The following is a 24,290-nucleotide window of genomic DNA, read 5'->3' as shown; positions in this document are numbered from 1 at the left end:
ACGGGGGAGCCCGATGTCCGTTCCTTTCTCGCGCCGTTCCGCCCTGGGCCTGGGCGCGACCGCCGCCACCGCCGCCACCGCGGCGCTCATGTTGGGCTCGCCGGCCGAGGCGGCGCGGCCCGGGCCGGCCCGCATCCGGGCCACCTACGAGCGGGAGAAGGCCAAGGCCGGCGGCACCTGGCACACCCACATCGCGGGCGTGGACGCGACCGGCGTCCCGGCCCCGATCGTCGAGGACGACGCCGACCACGTGACCCAGGGCTACAGCGTGCAGAAGCTGGCCGTCGCCACCGCGGTGATGGACAAGATCGACCGCGGTGAGCTGACCCTGGGCCAGAAGCTCGACCTGCCCGCCGACATCATCCTCGGCGGCAGCGGCATCTACTTCCTGCACACGGTCTGGGGCGACGAGATCACGATCGCCAACTTCCTGACCGCGATGCTGCTCGTCTCTGACAACACGGCGGTGCGCATGTGCGGGCGCGTGGTCCCGGCGGCCGAGATCAACGAGATCCTGGCGGCCAAGGGCTTCGTGCACACGCGGGTCGAGCCCGTCGCCAACCCGAACCGGTTCTTCCTCGGCACGACCACGCCGCGGGAGATGCACGACCTGCTCTGGCGGCTGGCCACCAAGACCCTGCTGTCGCCGCAGTCGTGCACCTTCCTGCTCGGCATCACGCGGTGGATCAACGGCTACATGGACGGCGTACGGCGGGTGATGTCTTCCGACGAGCGAAGCCGCGTGGCCACGAAGTACGGCGCCGACTTCAACACGCTCGGCGCGTCCCGGCACGAGGCCGGCATCATGTTCGGGCCGGATGGGCTGCCCAAGCTGACCTACGCCATGTTCGCCGAGGGCCTGGGCGACCTCGACAACTACGGTTCGACGCACCCGGCCGTGCAGGCGCACGCGGTCATCGGCCGCACGATGATGGACCACCTGCCGGCCGGCGCCCCGGCGGCGTCGACCCTGGCCCGCACCGGCACGGCGGAGCGGATCGAGCCCTTCCGGCCGGTCAACGGAGGCTGACCGCGGCGCGCGCGGAACGGATCGAGCCCTTCCGGCCGGTCAACGGAGGCTGACCGCGGCGCGCGCAGAGCGGATCGAGGTTGCGCGCGGCTCGCGGAGGCTGACCGGCGCGCCGGCGGTGGGCGAAAGGTCTACGGGGTGAGGAACGCGTGCTCCCGTACCGCGTCGCCGCCGGCCCGCTTCGCCTCGTACATGGCCTGGTCGGCCCGGCGCAACGCGTCGTCGAGCGCGATCGCGGGCGCCGAGGCGACGCCGATGCTGATCGTGGTCGGGCAATCGGGAAGGTGGCGCACGGCCTCGACCATCCGCTCGGCCACCACGGCGGCGGCGGCCGGGGCGACGTCGGGCAGCAGGGCGGCGAACTCGTCGCCCCCGAGGCGGGCGATCAAGTCCTGGTCGCGCAGCTCGGCGGCGAGCACGCGGGCCATCTCGCGCAGCGCGGTGTCGCCGGCCGAGTGGCCCATCGTGTCGTTGATCTGCTTGAAGCGGTCGCCGTCGATGATCATGACGGTCACCGGCGCGTCGGCGGCGCCCGGGAGCGACTGGGCGCGGCGGACCGCACTGTCGAAGGCGCGGCGGTTGGCGATGCCGGTGAGCGGGTCGAGGTCGGCGGCGCGGGTGGCCTGCTCGTGCTTGGTGCGCAGGGCTTCCAGCGACTTGAGCGTGGCGGCCGTGTGCAGCGTGTGCTGGCGCTGACGCCACAGGGCGCCCGCGAGCGCGTCGCCATACGCGAGCTCGGCCTCGGCGTTCGCGATCCGGCGGGCCGACCGTCCGCCATCAGAGGCGTCGGAGGCGGACGAGGGCACCGAGGAAGTGGGCGCGGCGGAGGAGGGGGCGGCGGCGGAAGGAGCGGGCGCGGAGGAAGGGGAGGCGGCGGCGGAAGGAGCGGGCGCGGAGGACCGGGGCGCGGAGGAAGGGGCGGCGGCGGAGGGAGCGGGCGCGGGGGAAGCGGGCGCACCGGCCGCGATCAGGAGCGCTCGGGTGCGGTGCGTGGCCGCGGCGATCAGCCACCCTGCGTCGGGCGGCAGGGAGGCCACCGCGTCGTCCATCACGCGCAGCGCCTCGTCGAGGCGGCCCGAGCGCTTGAGCGCGACCGCGCGGAACGGCTGGCTGTACGCCAGCATCGACGGCACCACGCCGCGCGCCTGCAGGGCCGCGGTGTAGTGCTCGATGTCGACCGACGCGCCGGCCGGGTCGGCCCGGTCGGCGCGGGCACAGGCCGCCATCAGCAGCGCCATGTCGCGCCAGGCCTCGGCCTCCTCGCCGGACGCCTCGGCGGCGGCCTGCACGGCGAACCACTCGGCCCGCGCGGTGTGCTGCTCGGCCTCGGCGACCCGGCCGACCTGGTAGAGCTCCAGCGCCCAGTGCAGGTGCATCTCGCCCAGGTTGGTGAGCCACATCGAGCGGTTGCCGTTCTGGGCCGGGTCGGCCGCGCTGATCTCGTAGGCCGCCTCGTACTGCGGGCCGGCCAGCTCGTACAGGCGCAGCTGCAGGTAGCCGACCGCGATGCCGACCCGCGCGTTGACCGCCGCGATGGGGTCGTCGGTCTCGGCCGACACCAGGCGCTCGGCCAGCGTCAGATCGCGCAGCGCGGCGTCCACGTCGTACTCGGCGATGTCCTCCTCGCCCAGCCGCAGCCGCTCGGAGGCCCGCGTCGACAGCGCCGCGGCGCGCCAGCCGTTGCTGCCCTCGCGGTCGGCCGCGCGCAGCATGTGCTCGACGGCGCGCAGCACCGAGCGCAGGTCACCCTGGACGATCAGGGCCACGACGCGGCAGAAGTGGAAGCAGGCGAGGTCGCCGCCGGGCAGGCGGAGGAGCGACTCGGCCTCGATGAGCACCGCGTCGGCCTCGCCGGCCTGCGCCCGTTCCAGCATGCGTGCGGCCCGCCGCGAGGGGTCCTGCATGGGCGATGCTCCAGGATCAGTGGGGAAGCTCGCGTTTCAGCACCTTACCGGTGGCGTTCCGGGGGAGCGAGGGAAGAAAGATGATATCGCGCGGCACACAGAAGCGGGCGCGGTGGCGGCGCACGTGATCGCGGATGGCGTCGGCGTCGAGCGAGCCGGCCGCGCGGAGCACGACGTACGCGGCGAGCCGCTGCCCGTACTCGTCGTCCGGCACCCCGATCACGGCGCACTCGAGCACCTCGGGCAGGTCCGCGAGCAGGCCCTCCACTTCGGACGGGAAGACGTTCTCGCCGCCGGAGACGATCATGTCGTCCTCGCGGCCGTCGACGAAGACCCGGCCCGTGGCGTCGACGTGCCCGAGGTCGCCGGTCGCGAGCAGGCCGTCCCGCAGCTCCCGCGCGCTGCCGTTGGTGTAGCCCTCGAAGAGCATCTCGTTGCCGACGAACAGTCGCCCGGTCTCGCCCGGCGGCACGGGGGCGCCGGACGGATCGAGCACGGCGACCGCGGTCCCGTGCGGCGGCCGCCCGGCGGTGTCCGGCGCGGCCCGCAGGTCGGCCGGGGTCGCGATCGACGCCCACGAGGCCTCGGTCGAGCCGTACAGGTTGTAGAGAATGTCGCCGTAGCGGTCCATGAAGCGGGTCGCGAGCCCGCCGGGCAACGCCGAGCCGCTCACCGCGGCGATCGACAGCGGCGGGAGCGGAAGGTCCGGCGGGAGCTCCATCAGGCTCTGCAGCATCACCGGTACGGCGATCAGCGCCGTGCAGCCTTCCGAGCGCATCGCGGCGAGCGCGGCCGGCGGATCGAACCGCTCCCGCAGCACGACCGTCGCCCGCAGCGCGAGCGCGATCTGGAGCCCCGCGTAACCCCAGGTGTGGAACAGCGGCGCCGCGATCATCATCCGGGTCCCGGCCCGCAGCGGGATCCGGTCGATGATCGAGCACAGTGGCGAGAACCCGTTCGGTGTCGGCCGCTGCGCGCCCTTCGGCGTCCCGGTCGTCCCCGAGGTGAGCACGATCGTCCGGCCGGGGCGGGGCGGCGGCGACAGCGTCACCGGCGGCACCGACGCGATCAGATCGGCGAGCCGATCCGTACCAATCGCCCCACTAAATCCGGATAAAAGGTGGGCGAAGCGCGGATCGTGGATGACGACTTTGAGCCCCTGGGCGGCGATCACGTCGGAGAGCTGGGAAAAGACAGCCCAGTGTTGATCAAGACGGGATCGGCGCCGATCGACGCTGTTCCGACCAGCGCGACGATCATGTCGGCCGAGTTGCGGCACAGGACCCCGACCCGGTCACCGGCGGCGACCGGCAGCGCGCCCGCCAGCCGCGACGAGCGATCGAGCAGATCACCGTACGTGTAGGAACCGGAAGAATCGATCACCGCGACCTGCGACGAGGACCGCGCCGCCGCCTGCCGCAGCTCCCCGGCCAGCCCGTAGCCCCACGCCCCGAGCGCCCGGAACTGCCGCACGACCCGGTGCGGCGGTCCCGGCTGCAGCAGGCCCCGCCGCGCCATGGTGGCGAGCACGAACGGCCCGGACATCACCTGATCTGCATTCCGGAGATGGCGCGGGAGATCACCAGCCGCTGGATCTCGCTGGTGCCCTCGAAGATCGTGTAGATCTTGGCGTCCCGGAACATCCGCTCGACCGGGTGCTCGCGCAGGTAGCCGGCCCCGCCCAGGATCTGCACCGCCTTCTCGGTGACGGCCACCGCGACCTCGCCCGCCTTGAGCTTGGACATCGAGCCCTCGCCGGCGTCGAACGGCCGGTCGTTGCGGCCCATCCAGGCCGCCCGCCAGACCAGCAGCCGGGCCGCGTCGATCTCCATCTTCATGTCGGCCAGGGCGAAGGCGATGGCCTGGTTCTCGATGATCGGGCGGCCGAACTGCACCCGGTTCTTGGCGTACTCCAGCGCGTACTCGTAGGCCGCCCGCGCGATGCCGATCGCCTGCGCGCCGACCGCCGGGCGGGACAGCTCGAACGTGCGCATGGCCGCCTGCCGCGACGCCCGCTGCCCGGACCGGGCCCGGGCCAGCCGCTCGTCGAGCGCCTCCTTGCCGCCGAGCAGGCACGACCCCGGCACGCGTACGTCGTCGAGGAAGACGTCCGCGGTGTGCGAGGCCCGCAGGCCGAGCTTCTTGAGCTTGCGGGTGCCGGCCAGGCCCGCGGTGCCCGGCGGCACGATGAAGGCGGCCTGCCCGCGCGAGCCGAGCGACGGGTCGACCGACGCCGTCACGACGTGCACGTTCGCGATGCCCCCGTTGGTGGCGTACGCCTTCTGCCCGTTGAGCACCCACTCGTCGGTCGCCTCGTAGTAGACGGCCCGGGACCGCATCGCGCCCACGTCGGAGCCGGCCTCGGGCTCGGTCGTGCAGAACGCCGCCACCGCCGGCTCGGCCGCATCGCCGAAGCACTGCGGCACCCACTCGACCAGCTGTTCCGGGGTGCCCGAGCCGTAGATCGCGGCGACCGCGAGCGAGGTGCCGGAGAGTGCCATCGCGATGCCGCCGTCGCCCCAGAAGAGCTCCTCGTTGACCAGCGGCAGGCTCAGGCCGGTCATGTCCGACCACGTGTTGACCAGGAACTCGAACCCGTACAGCCCGATCTTCGCGGCCTCCTGGATGATCGGCCACGGTGCTTCCTCGCGCTCGTCCCACTCGGCCGCGGCGGGCCGGATCACGCCCTCGGCGAACCCGTGGACCCAGTCCCGCAGGTCGGTTTGCTCCTCGTTGAGGTCGAGCCAGAACTCCATGCGCGCGGTCACCCTTCGGACGAACCGGAACGTACTAGCGGGTAACGTTACGGTGGCGTAACTTGGCCCGCAAGATGCGGCCGCCTGCCGTCCAGCCGGAAGCTGCCCGCCGTCCCGGCGAAGCTGAAGCCGACCGTCGCCGGCAGCAGGATCGGCTGCTTGAACGCCACGTCCACGGTGTACCGCGCGGGCAGCCGGCCCTCGAGCGCCGCCAGGCAGCGCGCCTTGCTCCACATGCCGTGCGCGATCGGCCGGGGGAAGCCGAACAGCCGCGCGCCGATCCGCGAGGTGTGGATCGGGTTGTGGTCCCCGGAGACGGCGGCGTAGTCGGTGCCCACCCGCGGCGTGACGCGCCAGCGGGCGGTCGGGGCGGGGGCGGCCGGCTGGTCGCGCTTGCCGCTCCCGTCACTCTTGGCGCCGGTCTTGGAGAGGTACGTCGAGAAGCCCGTCCACACCTGCTCACCGGACGCGAAGGCGGTCGCCACCACGTCGAAGACCCGGCCCCGGTCATGGGGCCGGAGCCGTTCGGCGCGGACCATGAGGTCGAGCGGCTCGCCGGCGTCGATCGGCCTCTCGACCGTGATCCGGTTGGCCACGTGCACGAGGCCGACGACCGGGAACGGGAAGTCCGGCGCCGCCATCAGGCTCATCGCCAGCGGGAACGCCAGCACGTGCGGATAGGTGGCCGGCAGCGTGTCGGTCAGCCGGAACCCGCACACCCGGTCGTAGCGGGCGAGGTGGTCGCGGTCGACGGTCACGCCGCGGCGGACGACCTCCCGGTCGGGCAGGTCGTCGCCGCGGCGGCCGGGCAGCAGGCCGAGCGCGGCCCTGAGGTAGAGGCCGCGCGGGTTCCGGTCGAGCTCGACGACGGCCACGGCTCAGGCCCCCAGCAGGCTCTGGCCGCAGACCCGCACCACGTTGCCGGTCACGGTGGCCGAGCCGGGTGACGCGTACCAGGCGATGGTCTCGGCGACGTCGACCGGGAGGCCGCCCTGCGACATGCTGTTCATCCGCCGTCCCGCCTCGCGCAGGAAGAGCGGCATCTTCGCGGTCATGGCCGTCTCGATGAAGCCCGGCGCCACTGCGTTGATGGTGATGCCCCGGCCGGCCAGCACCGGCGCCATCGACTGCACCAGCCCGATCACGCCGGCCTTGCTGGTCGCGTAGTTGGTCTGCCCCCGGTTGCCCGCGATGCCGGCGATCGAGGCGACGCCGACCAGCCGGCCGCCGTCGTTGATCACCCCGCGCTCGAGCAGCAGGTCGTTGATCCGCTCCTGACTGGACAGGTTCACGTCGATCACCGAGTCCCAGCGGCTCTCGTCCATCCGGGCGATCGTCTTGTCGCGGGTGATGCCGGCGTTGTGCACCAGGATGTCGAGCCCGGTCAGGTGGCCGGCCAGCCGCTCGGGCGCGTCCGGCGCGGTGAGGTCGAGCTGGATCGCCCGGCCGCGCACGTCGTTGGCCACCCCGGCGAGCGCGTCGCCGGCGGCCGGCACGTCGAGCGCGATCACCTCGGCGCCGTCGCGGGCCAGCACCCGGGCGATGGCCGCGCCGATGCCCCGGGCGGCGCCGGTGACCAGCGCGGTCCGGCCGGCGAGCGGGTGGTCCCAGTCGGCGGGGGCGGGCGCGCTGCCGGCGCCGATCCGGATGACCTGGCCGGAGACGTACGCCGACCGGCCGCTCACCAGGAAGCGCAGGGTGGACTCGATCGCCCCTTCGCCGCCGGGCGCCACGTAGACGAGCTGGCTCGTGATGCCCCGGCCGAACTCCTTGCCGATGCTGCGGGTCAGGCCCTCGAGGGCGCGCTGGGCGGTGGCCTCGCGCGGGGTCGCCGCGGCCTCGGGCGGGGTGCCGAGCACGATCACCCGCCCACTCGCCTTTGCGCTGCGGGCGACCGGGTGGAAGAAGTCGTAGAGCGAGCGCAGCCCGGCCGAGTCGGTGATCCCGCTGGCGTCGAAGATCAGCGCGCCGTAGCGGGTTCCGTCGCCGGCGGTCTCCGTGACCTCGGCCCCGGCCGCCTCGAGCAGCTTCGCGACCGGCCCGGCCAGGCGCCCGGCCGCACCGAGGCCGCCGGTTCCGCCGGCCGTGCCGGTCGCGCCGGTTCCGCCGGCCGTGCCGGTCGCGCCGGTTCCGCCGGCCGCGCCGGTTCCGCCGGCCGCGCCGGCCCCGCCGGCCCCGCTTGTTCCGCCGGCCGGCGCGAAGAGTGGGGCGGCGCCGAGCAGGACCGGGCCGTCGGCGAGCGGGTCGCCCGGGCGGTAGCGACGCAGCCGGGGCGGGTCGGGCAGCCCGAGCCGCTTCACCACGCCACGCCCGACACCGGAGTTCGCGAAGTTCGCGTACCTGTCACCCATGGGCGTAGCCTACTCGTCAGTAGCGTCCGGGTCAGTGGAGGTTGTCGTGCAGAGCGTCCGTCGCGTCGCGGTCCTGGGTGGGAACCGGATCCCGTTCGCCCGATCCAACTCGAAGTACGCCGAGGCCTCGAACCAGGACATGCTGACCGCCGCCCTCGACGGCCTGGTCGCCCGGTTCGGGCTGGCCGGGGAGCGGCTCGGCGAGGTGGTGGCGGGGGCCGTGCTCAAGCACTCGCGCGACTTCAACCTGACCCGCGAGACCGTGCTCGGGTCCCGGCTCGACCCGCGGACCCCGGCGTACGACATCCAGCAGGCCTGCGGCACCGGGCTCGAGGCCGCCGTCCTGGTCGCCAACAAGATCGCCCTCGGGCAGATCGACGCCGGCGTGGCCGGTGGCGTGGACACCACATCGGACGCGCCGTTGCAGCTCAACGAGGACATGCGACGGGCGCTGCTGGCGCTCAACCGGGCCCGCACGCTCGGCGACCGGCTCCGGGCCGCGTCCCGGCTGCGGCCGCAGCAGGCGTTCCTGCCCGCCGTCCCGCGCAATGCCGAGCCACGCACCGGCCTGTCGATGGGCGACCACGCCGCGATCACCGCGCTCAAGTGGGGCATCGGCCGCGAGGACCAGGACGAGCTGGCGCTCGCCTCGCACCGGCGGCTGGCCGCGGCGTACGACCGCGGATTTTTTGATGATCTTGTGACGCCCTATCTGGGACTGACCCGGGACCAGAACCTGCGCGCCGACACCACGCTGGAGAAGCTCGGGAAGCTCAAGCCGGTGTTCGGCAAGGATGACGCGACCATGACCGCGGGCAACTCGTCGCCGCTGACCGACGGGGCCTCGACCGTGCTGCTGTCCTCGGAGGAGTGGGCGAGGGCGCACAACGTGCCGGTGCAGGCCTGGTTCGTCGACGCCGAGGACGCGGCGGTCGACTTCGTGCACGGCGAGGAGGGGCTGCTGATGGCCCCGGCCTACGCGGTGCCGCGGCTACTCGCCCGCAACGGGCTGACCCTGCAGGACTTCGACTTCTACGAGATTCACGAGGCGTTCGCGTCGCAGGTGCTGGCCACGCTGGCCGCCTGGGAGTCGCCGGTCTTCTGCAAGGAGAAGCTGGGTCTGGACGCGCCGCTCGGCTCGATCGACCGCGGCAAGCTCAACGTCAACGGCTCGTCGCTGGCGGCCGGGCACCCGTTCGCCGCGACCGGCGGCCGCATCGTGGCGACGCTGGCCAAGCTGCTCGCCGAGAAGGGCTCCGGCCGCGGCCTGATCTCCATCTGCGCCGCCGGCGGCCAGGGCGTCGTGGCGATCCTCGAACGCTGAGCACTGTCGCGAAGGCCGGTCCCGTCCGCGGGGCCGGCCTTTTTCGTGATCGTCGGCACATTCCGATACGGATACGTTCCGTTTCGAGTGACGGCGTACTACGGTTCCCCTTAAATACGGAACAGTCTCGTATCAAAACGTGGGGACCTCATGGACACTCCTGCAGCTACCCAGACCGGGCACCCCCGGCGCTGGGCGATCCTCGGCGTGCTGGTCATCAGCCTGCTCGTGGTCGTGCTCGACAACACGGTGCTCAACGTCGCGCTGCGCACCATCGCCGACCCGCAGCACGGGCTCGGCGCCACCCAGAGTCAGCTCGAGTGGGCCATCAACTCGTACACCCTGGTCTTCGCCGGCCTGCTCTTCACCGCCGGCATCCTGGCCGACCGCCTCGGCCGCCGCATCACGCTGATGACCGGCCTCGCCATCTTCGGCATCGCGTCCCTGATCTCGGCGTACGCGGACTCACCCGGCCAGCTCATCGGCGCCCGTGCCCTGATGGGTCTCGGCGCCGCGGCCGTCATGCCGGCCACCCTCTCGATCATCGCCAACGTCTTCGAGCCGCGGGAGCGCGGCCGGGCCATCGGCGTCTGGGCCGGCGCGGTCGGCCTCGGCGTGGCGATCGGCCCGATCGTCGGCGGCCTGTTGCTCGAGCACTTCTGGTGGGGCTCGGTCTTCCTGATCAACGTGCCGATCGTGGTGATCGGCGTGGCGCTGGTGGCGATCCTGGTTCCGGAGTCGCGTGACCCGCGGCCGGGACGGATCGACGTCCTGGGCGTGGTTCTGTCGATCATCGGGCTCAGCCTGGTCACGTACGGCGTGATCAAGGGTGGCGAGGACGGCTTCGGCGACACCCTGGCCTGGGGCACGCTGGCCGCCGGCGTGCTGGTGATGGTCGGGTTCGTGCTCTGGGAGCGGCGGGTCGCGTTCCCGTCCCTGGACGTGCGCCTCTTCGCCAACAAGCAGTTCTCGGCCTCGACCGGCATCATCGGCCTGATCTTCTTCGCGGCCATGGGCGCCATGTTCTTCGGGGCCTTCTACCTTCAGCTCGTACGGGGTTACGGGCCGCTCGCGTCCGGCGCGCTGTTCCTGCCGTTCGCGGCCGCCCAGATGGTGTTCGCCCCGCGCAGCGCGGCCATGGTCAAGCGGTTCGGCCCGAAGATCGTCGCCACCACCGGCCTCGTCCTGGTCGCGATCGGCCTGAGCGTCTGGGTCTTCGTCGGCGCCACCACCCCGATCTGGGTCGTCGCCGCCGCGTACTTCGTGATGGGCGTCGGCATGGCCAACGTGATGCCGCCCGCCACCGAGGCGATCATGGCGTCGCTGCCCCGCGAGAAGGCGGGCGTCGGCTCCGCGGTGAGCAACACGATCCGTCAGCTCGGCGGCGCGCTCGGCGTCGCGGTGCTCGGCGCGGTGCTCTCCTCGGTCTACCGCGACCACCTCGGCTCGGCCACCGACGGCCTCCCCGCCGGCGCGGCCGACGCGGCCCGGGAGTCGATCTCCGGCGCCTACGGCGTCGCTTCGCGGGCCGGCGCCGCCGGCCAGGCCCTGATCCAGAGCGCGAACGACTCGTTCATCACCGCCATGCACTACGCGTCGGTCGGCAGCGCGATCTTCGCGGTGCTGGGCGCGCTGGTCGCGGTCGTCTGGGTTCCCGGCAAGCGCCCGGCCGCGGCTCCCGCCCCCACCTCGGCCGAGGGTCTGGCCGAGGAGCAGGGCGTGGAACTGGTCGAGGCGTGACGCGTCGGTAACAATGAACGCCATGACCACGGCAGTGAACGCGACCGGCGCCGCCGGCGCTGTCAATGAGGCCGGCCAGGAGCGCAAGTCTCCCGGCCGGCCCCGCAGCGCGCAGGCCGACGAGGCCATCCTCGACGCCGTGCTCGAGCTGCTCAGCGCCGGCCAAAGTGTCGCCGCCATCTCGATCGAGGCGGTGGCGGCCAAGGCCGGCGTGGGCAAGGCCACCATCTATCGCCGGTGGCCGAACAAGGAGGCGCTGCTCATCGACGCGGTCGCCTCGATGAAGAACCCGCTGCCGCCCCCGCGCGGCGAGTCGGTCCGCGACGACCTGGTGATGCTGGTCAAGGCCAACCGCTCGGGCCGGGCGCTGCGCTACGGCCAGGCCACGGTGTGCCTGCTGCCCGAGTTCCTCAAGGACGAGCAGCTGCACGACATGTACCAGGCCGTCATCGAGCCCCGCCGCGACGTGATGCGCCAGGTGATCCGCCGCGGCGTCGAGACCGGCGAGCTGCGCGCCGACCTCGACGTCGAGCTCACCCTGCTGATGATCTCGGGCCCGTCGATGATGCAGAACATGCTGCGCTGGAACCCCGCGATCAAGGAGGAGGGCTTCGCCGAGGCCCTGGTCGACAGCATCCTCCGCGGCGCCGCCGCCTGACCCTCCCGGTGGGCGGCCACCCGCCGCCCACCTCGGCCCGCGCCGCGCCTCGCGCCAGCGCTTCCCGGCCCGCGCCGCGCCTCGCGCCAGCGCTTCCCGGCCCGCGCCGCGCCTCGCGCCAGCGCTTCCCGGCCCGCGCCGCGCCTCGCGCCAGCGCTTCCCGGCCCGCCTCGCGCTTCCGCCATCGCTTCTGCTTTCGCTTCTCCGGCCGCTCTCCTATCATCGACACTCAGCGATGGGAGCGCTCCCAATCGCCGCGCCGCCGGCCGTCATCCACCCGCGGCCGGGGCGGACTTGCCGAAGGAGAACCGTCATGGCCGGGAGCCGCCGCAGATCTCGATGGGTTCGTCTCCGCACCGGGCTGGCCGCGGCGGTCGCCGCCGGACTGGTGATGCTGGGCTTCCAGCTGCCGGCCGCCGGAGCCGACCCGGTCGTCGGCAACGCCACGTACTTCGATGCGCTGGGAGCGCCGTACGGTGGCTGCGGTCTTCCTCAATCTCAGCTCGACTCGCCGGATTTCGTCGCGCTGAACGTCTACAACACGCCCGGCGACTACAGCTTCTACCCGCGACCGGTCGCCGACGCGTCCCGGGTCGGCGCCTGGAACAACGGCCTGAACTGCGGGCGCTTCGTTCAGGTGTCGATCGGCGACTATTGCACCGGCGTCAACGACGGCGCGCCGAACCAGGCGTTCTGCCGCAACGGCGCGTGGACCGCCGACGCCTACAACGGCGCCACCCTCACCATGATCGTCGCCGACAGCTGCGGCGACTCCAACGCCTGGTGCCGCGACGACCCGAACCACCTCGACCTGGCCAAGGACTCGCTGAACCGCTTCGCCAAGAACGGCGCCGCGGTCGGCGACATGTACCCGAACCACTGGAACAACCGGCACATCTCCTGGTCGTACGTGCCGGCCCCGAACTACACCGGCGACATCAAGATCGGCTTCCTCCAGGGTGCCCAGGCGTGGTGGCCCGCGATCGCCGTCTCCCACCTGGCCAACGGCATCCACGGCGTCGAGTACCTTTCCGGCGGCACCTGGCAGAAGGCCGCGATGAACGGCGACATGGGCCAGTCCTACATCATCGGCGGCCTCACCTCGGGCGCGACCAACTTCCAGATTCGCGTACGGGACGTGAACGACCAACTGATCAACAATGGTCGCGTCTACAGCTTCGCGCTCCCCGCCGCCTGCGGAACCCAGTGCTCGCAGCCCTACACCGCCACGACGTACACGACAAGCGCCGGTGGCACGACATCCCCGTCGACGCCGGCCACCCCGCCGACCACGGCCCCGACCGTCCCGCCGACCAGCCCCAACACCTCGTACCCGACCACCCCGCCCATGACCATGCCCACGACGCTTCCCGCCGGCACCTGCGTGGCCAGGAACGCCGTGGTCAGCTCCTGGAACGGCGGCTTCCAGGCAACCGTGACGATCAAGGCCGGCGGCACGCCCCTCAACGGCTGGACGGCCAGGTGGACCTTCACCAACGGTGAGCAGATAACGCAGCTGTGGAGCGCCGGCTACACCCAGACCGGCAACGCGGTGACCGTGAAGAACGCCTCCTGGAACGGCGCGGTCCCGGCCAACGCCACAACGACGTTCGGCTACACGGCGACCGGCACGCCCGCCGCCGTGACCGTCACCTGCACCAGCCCCTAACCGCCGCGGCCCTTCTATCCGACTGTCACGGGGGAGACCTGCCAGATGCCGGACACGTAGTCGCTGACGGTGCGGTCGGCGGAGAAGAAGCCGCTCCGGGCGGTGTTCAGCACCGACGACCGGGTCCAGGCGTCCGCGTCCCGCCAGGCGCGCTCGACCTGGTCCTGACAATCGGCGTAGGCGCGGAAGTCGGCAAGGGTCAGGTATTCGTCGTGGTTGAGCAGTGATGCCGCGACCTCCTGGCCCACGCCGCCGAACACGCCGGCGGCGATGGCGTCGAGCGCCCGCTTCAGCTCCGGGTCGGCCTCGTAGTAGTCGCGGGGCCGGTAGCCGGACGACCGCAGCGCCACCGCGGCCGGGGTGTCGAGGCCGAAGAGGAAGAAGTTGTCCGCGCCGACCCGGTCGCGGATCTCGATGTTGGCGCCGTCCAGGGTGCCGATGGTTATCGCGCCGTTCAGGGCCAGCTTCATGTTGCCGGTGCCGGAGGCCTCCTTGCCGGCCAGCGAGATCTGCTCGCTCAGGTCGGCGGCGGGGATGATCAGCTCGGCCAGCGTGACGTTGTAGTTCGGCGGGAAGACGACCTTCAGGTGCGGCGAGACCTCGGGGTCGGCGTCGATCACGGCGGCGACCGCGTTGATCAGGTGAATGATCGACTTGGCGGCGTGGTAGGCCGGGGCCGCCTTGCCCGCGAAGAGCACGGTCCGGGGGACGTACGCGCCGGCGGGGTTGTCCTTGATCTTGAAGTACTCGCTGATCACGTGCAGGAGCTTGAGCTGCTGGCGCTTGTATTCGTGGAACCGCTTGACCATCACGTCGGTCAGCGAGTCGGGATCGCCCAGGCCGAGGCGCACCTTGTTGGCCCGCTTGATCTCGCGCCAGCGCTCGAGGAAGCCGGCGTCGCCGGCGAACTGCTCCAGCTCGGCCAGCCGGTCGAGGTCCTTGATCCACCCGGTGTCGCCGAGCGCCGAGGAGATCAGGTCGGAGAGCTTGGGGTTGGCCAGGCGCACGAAGCGGCGCGGCGAGACCCCGTTGGTGACGTTGCGGAACTTGCCCGGCCACAGCGTCGCGAAATCGGCGAACGTGGTCGACACGAGCAGGTCCGAGTGCAGCTGGGCGACGCCGTTGACCGCCGTGGTGCCGACGACGGCCAGATTGGCCATGCGGACCCGGCGCTCCGGCGTCTCCTGGATGAGCGACATCCGGCGTACCCGCTCGATGTCCCCGGGAAAGCGCGACCGGACCTGGCCGAGGAGCCACTCGTTGATGTCGTAGACGATCTCCAGATGGCGGGGGAGCAGGCGCTCGAACATCCCGACCGGCCACGTCTCCAGGGCCTCCGGCAAGAGCGTGTGGCACGTGTACGCGAAGGTCCGCTGCGTGATCGCCCAAGCCGTGTCCCAGTCGAGGCCCTCCTCGTCGACGAGCAGCCGCATGAGCTCGGGGATCGCCAGGGACGGATGGGTGTCGTTGAGCTGAATGACCGCTTTGTCGGAAAGGTCGGTCAGCGGCGCGCCCCACAGGCGGAAGCGGCGCAGGATGTCCCGCAGCGAGCAGGAGACCAGGAAGTACTGCTGCTTGAGCCGCAGCTCCCGGCCGAGCTCGGTCGAGTCGTCGGGGTAGAGGACCTTGCTGATGTTCTCGGCCCGGACCGCCTCCTGGACCGCCTCGGCGTACTGCCCGGCGGAGAAGCGGGACAGGTCGAAGGACGACTCGCTGCCCCGGGCCTTCCACAGGCGCACGATGTTGACGGTGTCCGTCCCGTACCCGGGAACGAGCATGTGGCTGGGCTCGCCGAGCACGACCTCGCCCGGGACCCACTTCCGCCGCCCGTCCTCGCCCTTCTCGACGTGGCCGTAGAAGAAGACGGGCTCGCGGTCGTCCGGAGCCGGGAACTCCCACGGGTTGCCCTGGAACGTCCAGTCGTCCGGCTTCTCCACCTGCGCGCCGTCGGCGAAGTCCTGCTTGAAGATGCCGAAGTCGTAGCGGATGCCGTAGCCGACCGCCGGGATGTCGAGCGTCGCCAGGCCGTCGACCAGGCACGCCGCGAGCCGGCCGAGGCCGCCGTTGCCCAGGCCCGGCTCGATGTCGAGCGCCTCGACCTCGTCGTAGGAGACGCCGAGCGCCTTGAGCGCGGCGGTCGCGATCGTGCCCGTACCGGAGTAGAGCAGGTTCTGCTCGAGCTGGCGGCCGAGCAGGTACTCGGCCGAGAGGTAGTAGACCCACCGCGGGTTCGCCGCGTAATGCGCCGCGGTGGTACGGGCGCGGCGTTCGGCGAGGCGGTCGCGCACGGTCAAGGCGAGCGTCTCGTACGCGTCCTGCATGCTGGCCGACTCGACGGTCGTTCCCCGCCGGTAGTAGAGGTTGCTCAGCAGGTCCTGCTCGAACTCGGCCGCCGAGCTTCCGAGCGGTCGCAGCCCGATACCGTTCCGAAGGTCCATGGGACGCACCCTGCCGCAGTCAGGTTGCAGAAAGTTGTCGGATACATGACTTGGGCCCCGGAATCCCGATCGAGGTTAACGCTCAAGTTGACGTTGAGACTTCAGGCTAGAGCTGAGGTTGAGGTCGAGGCGCTGCCGCCGGCCAAGCATGTGGCGGTGGTGGCCTGCATGGATGCGCGGCTCAACCCGTACGGGCTGCTCGGTCTCGCCGAGGGTGACGCGCACGTGATCCGCAACGCGGGTGGGGTGATCACCGCCGACGAGCTGCGCAGCCTGGCCATCAGTCAGCGGCTGCTCGGCACCACCGAGATCATCCTGATCCACCACACCGGATGCGGGATGCTCACGTTCACCGACGACGGGTTCAAGGACTCGATCGAGCGCGAGGTCGGCATCCGGCCGTCCTGGGCGGCGGAGGCCTTCGCCGACCTCGAGGAGGACGTGCGGCAGTCGGTCCGCCGGATCCAGGCCGACCCGTTCATCCCGGTCAAGGACTCGATCCGCGGCTTCGTGTACGAGGTGGAGACCGGCAGGCTGCGCGAGGTGAAGTAGCCGGCGGTGACCTGCCGCGGGCGGCCGGCGTGGCAGCCCTTACGGTCGGACCGTGACCGAGATCCGAGAGTTCGGCTGGGACGACTACGACGCGGTGGTGCGGGTGTGGGCGACGGCCGGCCGTGAGGTCGTGCCGCGGGCCGAGCTGGAAGCCAAGCTGACCCGCGACCCGGAGCTGTTCCTGGTGGCCGAGCGCGACGGGCGGATCGCCGGCGTCGTCATGGGCACCTACGACGGCCGTCGCGGCTGGATCCTGCGGCTGGCCGTCGACCCCGCCCACCGCCGCGGCGGCATCGCCACCCGGCTGGTGGGCGAGCTCGAGGCCCGCTTCCGGGCGATCGGCTGCCCGCGCGTCAACCTGCTGGTCATGCCGGACAACGAGGCCGGCCTGCGGTTCTGGCAGCGCCTGGGCTACCTGCCGATGCCGGACGTGCTGTGCACCAAGCCGCTACCCCTGCTCCTTGAGAGCTGACGACAGCGCGTCCACCTTGGCGGTCAGGATCGCCAGGTCCTCCAGGATCTGCGAGAACACGCTCGCGGCCGGCAGCGGCTGCTCGGTCATCGTGGTGCCCTTCATCGTCGCGGCCCAGGAATCGGTGACCACCATCCCGAGGGTGCGCTTCCACTCCGAGGGCGGCAGGGTCGCACCGTCGATCGGCGTCGCGACCACCGCGCGGCCGATGTCGTCCTTCCAGGACGAGATGGTGGCCGCGCACTGCTTCGCGATCTCGGCCGAGATCCAGGCCTTGTCGGCGGCGGTAAGAGCCACGGGGATGTCCTCCAGGTGCCAGGAAGCCGTCGAGGCTTCGAGCTTCGAGTCGTACGAGGCGGAGAAGTGCGCGTGCTCGGTGTGCGGGGAGGCGCCGTGGTAGGCCTTCTGCTTCCAGCCCGAGGACGCCTCCCAGATGCGCCGGTTGTAGATCATGTAGCGCAGCCGCTTCTCGGCGCCGGACCGGCAGCGCCCGAGCAGGAACTGCACGACCTTCTCCATCGTCAGGTCGCTCTCGCGCAGGTTGTTGTCCACATCGATCGCGTGCACCTCGTTGGTGCGGTCCGCGTCGTGGATCGGCACCGAGCCGGTCTCGTCGGGGTTGTGATCGGAGACCTCGTGCTGGTGTGCGGTGTCGCCGATGCTGCCGTCGCTCGCCTTGTCGCGGTTCGGCGCGATCGTGTTGAACTCCGCGAACAGCTTCTTGAGGCAGGGTATGAGCACCCAGTCGGCCATCAACGGCCCCTTCTCGCATCGAACAGGTCAGTCGCCACTAACTACGTTCGTCGTACCGTTCCCGGATCGGCAATAGGTCATCCGTCGTTCCGGGTATGTGATTTGACGCGGCCGCTTCCAATGTGTCCCGGAATGCCCGGGCGGCCGGTGACGCGGCGCCGGCCAGACGCTGCGCGGTGAAGATCGTGCGCCGCGGCAGTCCGGGCAGGTCGAGCAGGCGGCACGACGTCTCCCGGCCGGCCCAGACCAGGTCCGGGATCAGCGCCACGGCGTTGCCGGACTCGACCAGGCGGATGTGCGCCTGCAGGTCGGCGGTCTCATACCGTACGTCCGGCTCGAAGCCCGCCGTCCGGCACATCTGCTCGGCGTAGTGCCGCGAGGCCGCGCCGCGGGGCTCCATCACCCACGGCATGGCCCGGGCCTCGGCCAGCGACCCGACCGGATGCAGCGCCACCTCGGCGGCGGGCAGCGCGAGCCGGATCGCGTCCTCGGTGAGCGGCCGCCGGTCGAGGCCCGGATGGTGGGGCGCCGCGTGAGCCGGGTACTGCTCGGCGATGACCATGTCGAAGTCGCGGGCCCAGGTCTCCCGCAGGGCCTCCTCCGGCTCCCGCTGGACCATCTCCACCCGTACGTCCGGATAGCGCGCGGCCATGGCCCGCAGCGTGGCCGGCATCAGCGCCAGTGCCGCCGACTGGAAGACCGCGACCCGCACCCGGCCGGTGACCCGGGTCAGCGAGGCCTGCAGCGCCGCCTCCGCCCGTTCCAGCGTGTCGAGCACCTCGGCCACCGACGCGACCAGCACCTCGGCCTGCGCGGTGAGTTGCACGCGGCGCCCGGCCTTGCGCAGCAGCGGCATGCCGGCTTCCTTCTCCAGCTGGGTGAGCTGCTGCGACACTGCGGAGGGGGAGAAGTTGAGCGCCTCGGCGACGGCCGCCAGCGTCCCCCTGATGGCCAGCTCCCGCAGCAGCACCAGACGCCTGATCTCGAGCATGTTCTCGCCTCGTGGGAGATGGGTAAGAGGAACTGAACGGTACTCGTCACGAACCATCGCTTTTCCTTAACCCCGCACGGACGGACACTGGCGCCATGACCGACATCGCGATGCCCGCCGACACCGACCTCGCCCAGGAGGCGGTCGCCCTCGTCCGACGCTGGCTGCACGAGGCGTCCGCGGTGAAGGTCAGCGGCTCGGCGGCCCAGCTGGCCGGGCTGCTGCGCGACCCCAAGGGCCTCCAGTTCGCGGTCGGCTTCGTCGACGGGGTGGTGCGGCCCGAGGACCTCAAGGTCAGCGCCCGCGCGCTGGCCACCCTCGCCCCCGACGTGCCGCGCTTCCTGCCGGTGCCGCTGCGCGCGACCGTCCGGGCCGGCGGCGTGCTGGCGCCGGTCATGCCGGGCGTGGTCGTGCCGATCGCCCGCCGGGTGCTGCGCCGCATGGTCGGCCACCTGATCGTCGACGCCTCCGACGCCCGCCTCGGCAAGGCCATCGCCCGCATCCGCCGCCGCGACGTCCGGCTCAACGTCAACATGCTCGGCGAGGCCGTCCTGGGCCGGGGCGAGGCCACCCGGCGGCTGCGCGAGACCGAGCGGCTGCTGGCCCGGGACGACGTCGACTACGTCTCGATCAAGGTGTCGGCCGCCGTCGAGCCGCACAGCCCGTGGGCGTTCGACGAGGCGGTCGACGACATCGTCGAGCGCCTCACGCCGCTGTTCCGGCTGGCGAGCGCCCAGGGCGGCAAGTTCGTCAACCTCGACATGGAGGAGTACAAGGACCTCGACCTCACGATCGCGGTCTTCACCCGGCTGCTCGACCAGCCGGAGCTGACGGGCCTCGAGGCCGGCATCGTCCTGCAGGCCTACCTGCCGGACGCCCTGAGCGCGATGATCCGCCTCCAGGAGTGGGCGGCCCGGCGCCGGGAGTCCGGTGGCGCCGGCATCAAGGTGCGCCTGGTCAAGGGCGCGAACCTGCCGATGGAGCGGGTCGAGTCGACGGTGCACGGCTGGCCGCTGGCCACCTGGGAGAGCAAGCAGGCCACCGACACCAACTACAAGCGGGTCCTCGACTACGCGCTCGAGCCGTCCCGCATCCGCAACGTGCGCGTCGGCGTCGCCGGCCACAACCTGTTCGACATCGCCTACGCGTGGCTGCTGGCCGGTCGCCGCGGCGTCCGCGACGGCATCGAGTTCGAGATGCTGCTCGGCATGGCCGAGGGCCAGGCCGAAGTGGTCCGGCGCGAGGTGGGCGGTCTGTTGCTCTACACGCCGGTGGTACGCCCGGAGCAGTTCGACGTCGCGATCGCGTACCTGATCCGGCGCCTCGAGGAGGGGGCGAGCCAGGACAACTTCATGTCCGCCGTCTTCGAGCTCGACTCCGACGCCGGCCTGTTCGCCCGCGAGCAGGAGCGGTTCCTCGCCTCCCTCGCCGACCTGGACGACCACGTCCCGGCCGCCCGCCGCGTCGCCGAGCGCTACGCCGCCGTGCCGCACCCGGGCCCGGGCCGGTTCGAGAACACCCCCGACACCGACCCGGCCGTCGCCGCGAACCGGGCCTGGGTCCGGGACGTGCTGGCCCGCGCGCCGCGATCCACCCTCGGCGTCGCGACGCTCGAGCGGGCCCGGATCACCGACCGGTCCCGGCTCGACGAGGCCATGGCCGGCGCGGCCGAGGCCGCCGCCGCGTGGGGCAAGCTCTCCGGCGCCGAGCGCGGCGCGATCCTGCACCGGGCCGGCGAGGCGATCGAGGCCCGCCGGGCCGAGCTGATCGAGGTGATGGCGTCCGAGGCCGGCAAGACCGCCGACCAGGCCGACCCCGAGGTGTCCGAGGCCGCCGACTTCGCCCACTTCTACGGCGAGCTCGCCGACGGCCTCGACCGGATCGACGGCGCTACACCGGTGCCGGTCCGGCTCACCCTGGTCACCCCGCCCTGGAACTTCCCGGTCGCCATCCCGGCCGGCTCGCTGCTCGCGGCCCTGGCCGCCGGCTCGGCCGTGGTGATCAAGCCGGCCGGCCCGGCCGAGCGCTGCGGCGCCGTGCTCGCCGACGTCATCCGCCCGGTGCTGCCCGACCCCCGCCTGCTGACCCTCGTGCAGGTCGACGAGCGGCAGCTGGGCCGCGAGCTGATCACGCACGAGCTGGTCGACCGGGTCATCCTCACCGGCGCGTACGAGACGGCCGAGCTGTTCCGCTCGTTCCGCCCCGACCTGCCGCTGCTGGCCGAGACCAGCGGCAAGAACGCCATCATCGTCACCCCCAGCGCCGACCTCGACCTCGCGGTCAAGGACGTGGTCGCCTCCGCGTTCGGCCACGCCGGCCAGAAGTGCTCGGCCGCCTCGCTGGTCGTGCTGGTCGGCTCGGTCGCCCGGTCGGAGCGCTTCCGCACCCAGCTGCTCGACGCCGCCTCGTCGCTGACCGTCGGTTACCCGGCCGACCCGCGCACCCAGATGGGGCCGGTCATCGAGCCGGCCGCGGGCAAGCTGCTCACCGGGCTCACCGAGCTCGGCCCCGGCGAGAAGTGGCTGCTCGAGCCGCGCAAGCTCGACGACGAGGGCCGGCTGTGGACGCCCGGGATCCGCGACGGCGTGCGGCGTGGCTCGGCGTACCACAAGACCGAGTACTTCGGCCCGATCCTGGGCGTCATGACCGCGGCCACCCTGGACGAGGCGATCGACCTGGTCAACGAGGTCGACTACGGCCTCACCTCGGGCCTGCACTCGCTGGACGCGGCCGAGGTGCGCACCTGGCTCGACCGCATCCAGGCCGGCAACCTCTACGTCAACCGCGGCATCACCGGCGCGATCGTCCGGCGGCAGCCGTTCGGCGGCTGGAAGCGCTCGGCGGTCGGCCCCGGCACCAAGGCCGGCGGCCCCAACTACCTGGTCGGGCTGACCGGCTGGGAGCCGGCGGCCGCCTCCGGCGGCGCGCCCCTCGCATCGGAGCCGGTGCGGGCGCTGCTGGCCGCGGCCAAGTCGGTTCTGTCCGACCAGGACATCGCGTTCGTCGAGCGTTCGGCCGCGAGCGACGCGGCCGCCATGTCCGGGCACTTCCGGCCGAGCGACGTCTCGGGTCTGTGGGCCGAGCGGAACGTGCTGCGCTACCTGCCGCAACCGGTCGAGGTGCGGCTCGCGTCCGGCGCTCCGGTCCGGGAGCTGGTGCGGGTGCTGGCGGCCGGCCTCATCGCCGGCTCGCCGATGCGGGTGTCGGTGGCCGCCGCACTGCCGGCCCCGCTCGCCGCCGCGATTCCCGCCGACGTCCGGACCGAGAGCGACGCCGACTGGTCCGCCGGGCTGACCGGCGGCCGGGTCCGCCTGATCGGCGCCGTCCCGGAGCTGCCGTCCACCCCGGACCTGGCCGTGTGGTCGCACCCGGTCACCGAAGCCGGCCGGGTGGAGCTGCTGCCGTTCCTGCACGAGCAGGCGGTCAGCATCACCGCCCACCGTTTCGGCAACCCGGACCGCCTGGCCGCCGAGGTGCTCTGACGCCGCCCCCGCCTGGCGGCCGCCCCGCCTGGCGGCCGCTGGCCGCAGTGCCCTGACGCCGACAGACTCGCCCGCGGTTCGGTCCTACACTGCGGGCGGGGGAATGCCGCATGCCGAAGGTTGCCGACCTGCTGGAGCAAGCCCGCGCCCGGTCGTTCGTCGGGCGCGACGCCGAGCTGGCCGCGTTCGACCGGGTGCTGGCCCGCGGCGGGGTCCTCTTCCTGCACGGGCCGGGCGGCATCGGCAAGTCCAGCACCCTGCAGCAGTTCGGGCGGCGGGCGCGGGCGGCCGGGCGTACCGTCGCCGTGGTCGACGGCCGCGAGGCCGACGCCGCGCCGGACACGTTCCGCGGCCTCGACGCCGGGGTCCTGCTGGTCGACGGCTACGAGCGGCTCGCCGCGCTCGACGGCTGGCTGCGCCGCGAGTTCCTGCCGGCCCGGGCCGGGACCGACGTGGTCGTGCTGGCCGGCCGCGAGCCGCCGGGACCGGCCTGGCGTACCGACCCCGGCTGGCGCAGCATCGCCACCTTCCGTCGCCTCGATCCGCTCGGCTCGGCCGAGAGCATGGCCCTTCTGGCCCGGGCCGGGGTACCACCCGAGGCCCGCGACGGCCTGGCCGCCCTCGGCCGCGGCCACCCCCTCGCGCTGGCCCTGCTCGCCGACGCCACCGTGACCGGCGTCGTGCCGCGCGCGCTCGCCGACGTCCCCGACCTGATCACCGCGCTGCTCGAGTGCCTGGTCCGCGAGCCGCCCACCGACGCCCACGCCACCGGCCTGGCCACCTGCGCCAAGGCCTGGCTGACCACCGAGGACCTGCTGCGGGCCACGGTCGGCGCGGACGCGGGCGCGGTCTGGGAGTGGCTGTGCCGGCGGCCGTTCATCACCTGGGGACCGCGCGGGCTGCGGCCGCACGAGCTGGCCCGGGACGTGCTCGACGCCGAGTTCGAGCGCCGCTCGCCGGACCGCTACCGCGCCCTGCACCGGATCGTCCACGACCACACCGTGGCCGGGGTGCGCGCGGCGGCCGGGGCCGACCGGCAGCTGAACGCCCAGCACCTGCTCTACCTGCATCGCAGCAGCCCGCTCTCGGCCGTCTTCCAGACTCTGCGGGATCGTGGCCCGGTCGCGCTCGTCCCCGGCGCCGGGTCCGACCACGACCAGGTGGTCGACTCGGTGCGGCAGTTCCAGGGCCCGGAGAGCGCCGCCCTCGCCCGGGAGTGGCTCGCCCGGCAGCCCGAAGGTCTCAGCGTCGTGCGCGGCGAGTGCGGGCTCCTCGCGTACGTGCTCAGTGTGGTCCTGCCCGTCGACGGTGATCTGGAGTCGCGCGATCCGGTGGCCCGCGCCGCGCTCGCGAGCGCCGACCTGCGCCCGGGGGAGCAGGCCGGGCTCGCGCGCTTCCTCGCCGGCGCCGAGAACAACCAGCGTGACCTGTACGCGGTGCTGGCCGGCGCGGTGTCGTCCATCCTCGAGTGGATCGGCCGCCCCACCGCCTGCTCGTTCGTCGCCATCGCCGACCCCGGCTTCTGGGGCCCGATGTTCGACTACCTGGCGTTCACGCCCGCCTTCGAGGCCGAGGTGGGCGGGCAGCGGCACGTGGTCTACGGGATGGACTGGCGGCGGTTGCCGGTCGACACCTGGCTCGACCTGATGAACGAGCGCGAGCAGGCCGGCGGCACCGGGCCGCCGCCGCCCGGGCTCCTGCGCCCGCCGCCACCCAGCCGGGAGGCCTTCGCCGCCGCCGTCCGGCAGGCCCTGCGCGACCCCACCGGCGCGGCCGGCTCCCGCGCCGGTCTCGCCGATGCCGCCGGCTCCCGCGCCGGTCTCGCCGGTGCTCCCGGCTCCCGCGCCGGTCTCGCCGATGCCGCCGGCTTCCGCGCCGCCCACGCCGCCCCGGACGGTGCCGTCGTCTCGCGCGCCGCGCTGGAGAAGGCCGTCGCCGTCCTCGCCGCCGAGCCCAAGGGTGCGCCGCTGGCCGCCGTCCTCCAGCGCACCTATCTGCGGCCGGCGCCCAGCCAGGAGGCCGCGGCCGAGGTGCTCGGGCTGCCGTTCAGCACCTACCGTCGGCACCTCGCCAAGGCCGTCGACCGGCTGACCGAGATTCTCTGGCGGGCCGAGACCGGGCAGGAAGTGAGCACCGAACGGTCTGGAGAGTGAGCACCTTCCGGGGCCAC

General features: G+C 72.6%; 15 protein-coding genes and 3 pseudogenes. 9 read left to right on the top strand and 9 right to left on the bottom strand.

The genetic code is table 11. The features are described 5' to 3' along the window. Window positions 1-13 precede the first annotated feature (13 nt). A complete protein-coding gene (locus ACQP2F_RS25650; protein ID WP_433291508.1) occupies window positions 14-1,030 on the top strand; it encodes a serine hydrolase in 1,017 nt (338 codons plus the stop codon). Between the two features lie 131 nt (window positions 1,031-1,161). On the opposite strand, the gene ACQP2F_RS25645 is transcribed toward ACQP2F_RS25650, so the two are convergent. The 6 genes and pseudogenes from ACQP2F_RS25645 to ACQP2F_RS25620 all read right to left on the bottom strand — a co-directional run. Then, window positions 1,162-2,934 (bottom strand): diguanylate cyclase domain-containing protein, encoded by a 1,773-nt coding sequence (locus ACQP2F_RS25645; RefSeq protein ID WP_433291505.1) that lies wholly within the window; start codon window positions 2,932-2,934, stop codon window positions 1,162-1,164. Between the two features lie 16 nt (window positions 2,935-2,950). Next, window positions 2,951-4,479 (bottom strand): annotated as a pseudogene (locus ACQP2F_RS25640) (AMP-binding protein). Beyond that, window positions 4,479-5,690 carry an acyl-CoA dehydrogenase family protein gene (locus ACQP2F_RS25635; protein WP_433291503.1) on the bottom strand — a complete coding sequence of 404 codons (1,212 nt, stop codon included), beginning with the start codon at window positions 5,688-5,690 and terminating at the stop codon, window positions 4,479-4,481. Before ACQP2F_RS25635 ends, ACQP2F_RS25640 begins: the two are co-directional and overlap by 1 nt. Before the next feature lie 47 nt (window positions 5,691-5,737). Beyond that, window positions 5,738-6,565, bottom strand: coding sequence for a MaoC/PaaZ C-terminal domain-containing protein (locus tag ACQP2F_RS25630; RefSeq protein ID WP_433291501.1), 828 nt, complete (start codon window positions 6,563-6,565; stop codon window positions 5,738-5,740). 3 nt (window positions 6,566-6,568) lie between these two features. Further along, a pseudogene (locus ACQP2F_RS25625) lies at window positions 6,569-7,750 on the bottom strand (3-oxoacyl-ACP reductase); the annotation flags it as partial. Between the two features lie 147 nt (window positions 7,751-7,897). Beyond that, window positions 7,898-8,041: pseudogene (locus tag ACQP2F_RS25620) on the bottom strand (3-oxoacyl-ACP reductase); the annotation flags it as partial. A gap of 46 nt (window positions 8,042-8,087) precedes the next feature. Here ACQP2F_RS25620 and ACQP2F_RS25615 point away from each other — a divergent pair. From ACQP2F_RS25615 to ACQP2F_RS25600, 4 genes are all read left to right on the top strand, one after another. Then, window positions 8,088-9,365 carry an acetyl-CoA C-acetyltransferase gene (locus ACQP2F_RS25615; RefSeq protein WP_433307611.1) on the top strand — a complete coding sequence of 426 codons (1,278 nt, stop codon included), beginning with the start codon at window positions 8,088-8,090 and terminating at the stop codon, window positions 9,363-9,365. 150 nt (window positions 9,366-9,515) lie between these two features. Then, the gene (locus tag ACQP2F_RS25610; protein ID WP_433291499.1) at window positions 9,516-11,105 is read left to right on the top strand and encodes an MFS transporter; all 1,590 of its coding nucleotides are present in this window, start codon (window positions 9,516-9,518) and stop codon (window positions 11,103-11,105) included. Between the two features lie 13 nt (window positions 11,106-11,118). Next, entirely contained in the window at window positions 11,119-11,763 is a 645-nt protein-coding gene (locus ACQP2F_RS25605; protein ID WP_433291496.1) for a TetR/AcrR family transcriptional regulator, read from the top strand. A gap of 313 nt (window positions 11,764-12,076) precedes the next feature. Beyond that, window positions 12,077-13,432: a cellulose binding domain-containing protein gene (locus ACQP2F_RS25600; RefSeq protein ID WP_433291494.1), complete on the top strand. Its 1,356-nt coding sequence runs from the start codon at window positions 12,077-12,079 to the stop codon at window positions 13,430-13,432. 14 nt (window positions 13,433-13,446) lie between these two features. On the opposite strand, the gene ACQP2F_RS25595 is transcribed toward ACQP2F_RS25600, so the two are convergent. Further along, window positions 13,447-15,870 (bottom strand): glycogen/starch/alpha-glucan phosphorylase, encoded by a 2,424-nt coding sequence (locus ACQP2F_RS25595; protein ID WP_433291491.1) that lies wholly within the window; start codon window positions 15,868-15,870, stop codon window positions 13,447-13,449. A gap of 168 nt (window positions 15,871-16,038) precedes the next feature. Between ACQP2F_RS25595 and ACQP2F_RS25590 the strand changes: the two genes are divergently transcribed. Further along, window positions 16,039-16,422: a beta-class carbonic anhydrase gene (locus tag ACQP2F_RS25590; RefSeq protein WP_433291490.1), complete on the top strand. Its 384-nt coding sequence runs from the start codon at window positions 16,039-16,041 to the stop codon at window positions 16,420-16,422. A 52-nt stretch (window positions 16,423-16,474) separates the two neighbouring features. Beyond that, entirely contained in the window at window positions 16,475-16,894 is a 420-nt protein-coding gene (locus ACQP2F_RS25585; protein WP_433291488.1) for a GNAT family N-acetyltransferase, read from the top strand. On the opposite strand, the gene ACQP2F_RS25580 is transcribed toward ACQP2F_RS25585, so the two are convergent. Both ACQP2F_RS25580 and ACQP2F_RS25575 read right to left on the bottom strand, forming a co-directional pair. Then, complete coding sequence (locus ACQP2F_RS25580) at window positions 16,871-17,647, bottom strand: hypothetical protein (RefSeq protein ID WP_433291486.1); 777 nt, start codon at window positions 17,645-17,647, stop codon at window positions 16,871-16,873. The two genes, ACQP2F_RS25585 and ACQP2F_RS25580, sit on opposite strands and share 24 nt — an antisense overlap. A 37-nt stretch (window positions 17,648-17,684) precedes the next feature. Further along, a complete protein-coding gene (locus tag ACQP2F_RS25575; RefSeq protein ID WP_433291484.1) occupies window positions 17,685-18,638 on the bottom strand; it encodes a LysR family transcriptional regulator in 954 nt (317 codons plus the stop codon). Between the two features lie 95 nt (window positions 18,639-18,733). Between ACQP2F_RS25575 and ACQP2F_RS25570 the strand changes: the two genes are divergently transcribed. Beyond that, the gene (locus tag ACQP2F_RS25570) at window positions 18,734-22,120 is read left to right on the top strand and encodes a bifunctional proline dehydrogenase/L-glutamate gamma-semialdehyde dehydrogenase (protein WP_433291481.1); all 3,387 of its coding nucleotides are present in this window, start codon (window positions 18,734-18,736) and stop codon (window positions 22,118-22,120) included. Between the two features lie 110 nt (window positions 22,121-22,230). Next, window positions 22,231-24,273: an ATP-binding protein gene (locus ACQP2F_RS25565; protein WP_433291479.1), complete on the top strand. Its 2,043-nt coding sequence runs from the start codon at window positions 22,231-22,233 to the stop codon at window positions 24,271-24,273. Window positions 24,274-24,290: the final 17 nt, after the last annotated feature.

Origin of the sequence: Actinoplanes sp. CA-030573 (genome assembly GCF_050951115.1) — a bacterium.
Classification (GTDB): domain Bacteria; phylum Actinomycetota; class Actinomycetes; order Mycobacteriales; family Micromonosporaceae; genus Actinoplanes.
This window is presented reverse-complemented; position numbering and strand designations above follow the sequence as displayed.

What these genes read in the sequence shown, in the direction of transcription:
- ACQP2F_RS25605 (WP_433291496.1), top strand. Translation starts at nt 11,119, where the DNA reads ATGAACGCCATGACCACGGCAGTGAACGCGACCGGCGCCGCCGGCGCT.
- ACQP2F_RS25650 (WP_433291508.1), top strand. Translation starts at nt 14, where the DNA reads ATGTCCGTTCCTTTCTCGCGCCGTTCCGCCCTGGGCCTGGGCGCGACC.
- ACQP2F_RS25565 (WP_433291479.1), top strand. Translation starts at nt 22,231, where the DNA reads ATGCCGAAGGTTGCCGACCTGCTGGAGCAAGCCCGCGCCCGGTCGTTC.
- ACQP2F_RS25595 (WP_433291491.1), bottom strand. Translation starts at nt 15,870, where the DNA reads ATGGACCTTCGGAACGGTATCGGGCTGCGACCGCTCGGAAGCTCGGCG.
- ACQP2F_RS25600 (WP_433291494.1), top strand. Translation starts at nt 12,077, where the DNA reads ATGGCCGGGAGCCGCCGCAGATCTCGATGGGTTCGTCTCCGCACCGGG.
- ACQP2F_RS25575 (WP_433291484.1), bottom strand. Translation starts at nt 18,638, where the DNA reads ATGCTCGAGATCAGGCGTCTGGTGCTGCTGCGGGAGCTGGCCATCAGG.
- ACQP2F_RS25570 (WP_433291481.1), top strand. Translation starts at nt 18,734, where the DNA reads ATGACCGACATCGCGATGCCCGCCGACACCGACCTCGCCCAGGAGGCG.
- ACQP2F_RS25645 (WP_433291505.1), bottom strand. Translation starts at nt 2,934, where the DNA reads ATGCAGGACCCCTCGCGGCGGGCCGCACGCATGCTGGAACGGGCGCAG.
- ACQP2F_RS25580 (WP_433291486.1), bottom strand. Translation starts at nt 17,647, where the DNA reads ATGGCCGACTGGGTGCTCATACCCTGCCTCAAGAAGCTGTTCGCGGAG.
- ACQP2F_RS25610 (WP_433291499.1), top strand. Translation starts at nt 9,516, where the DNA reads ATGGACACTCCTGCAGCTACCCAGACCGGGCACCCCCGGCGCTGGGCG.
- ACQP2F_RS25635 (WP_433291503.1), bottom strand. Translation starts at nt 5,690, where the DNA reads ATGGAGTTCTGGCTCGACCTCAACGAGGAGCAAACCGACCTGCGGGAC.
- ACQP2F_RS25590 (WP_433291490.1), top strand. Translation starts at nt 16,039, where the DNA reads ATGGATGCGCGGCTCAACCCGTACGGGCTGCTCGGTCTCGCCGAGGGT.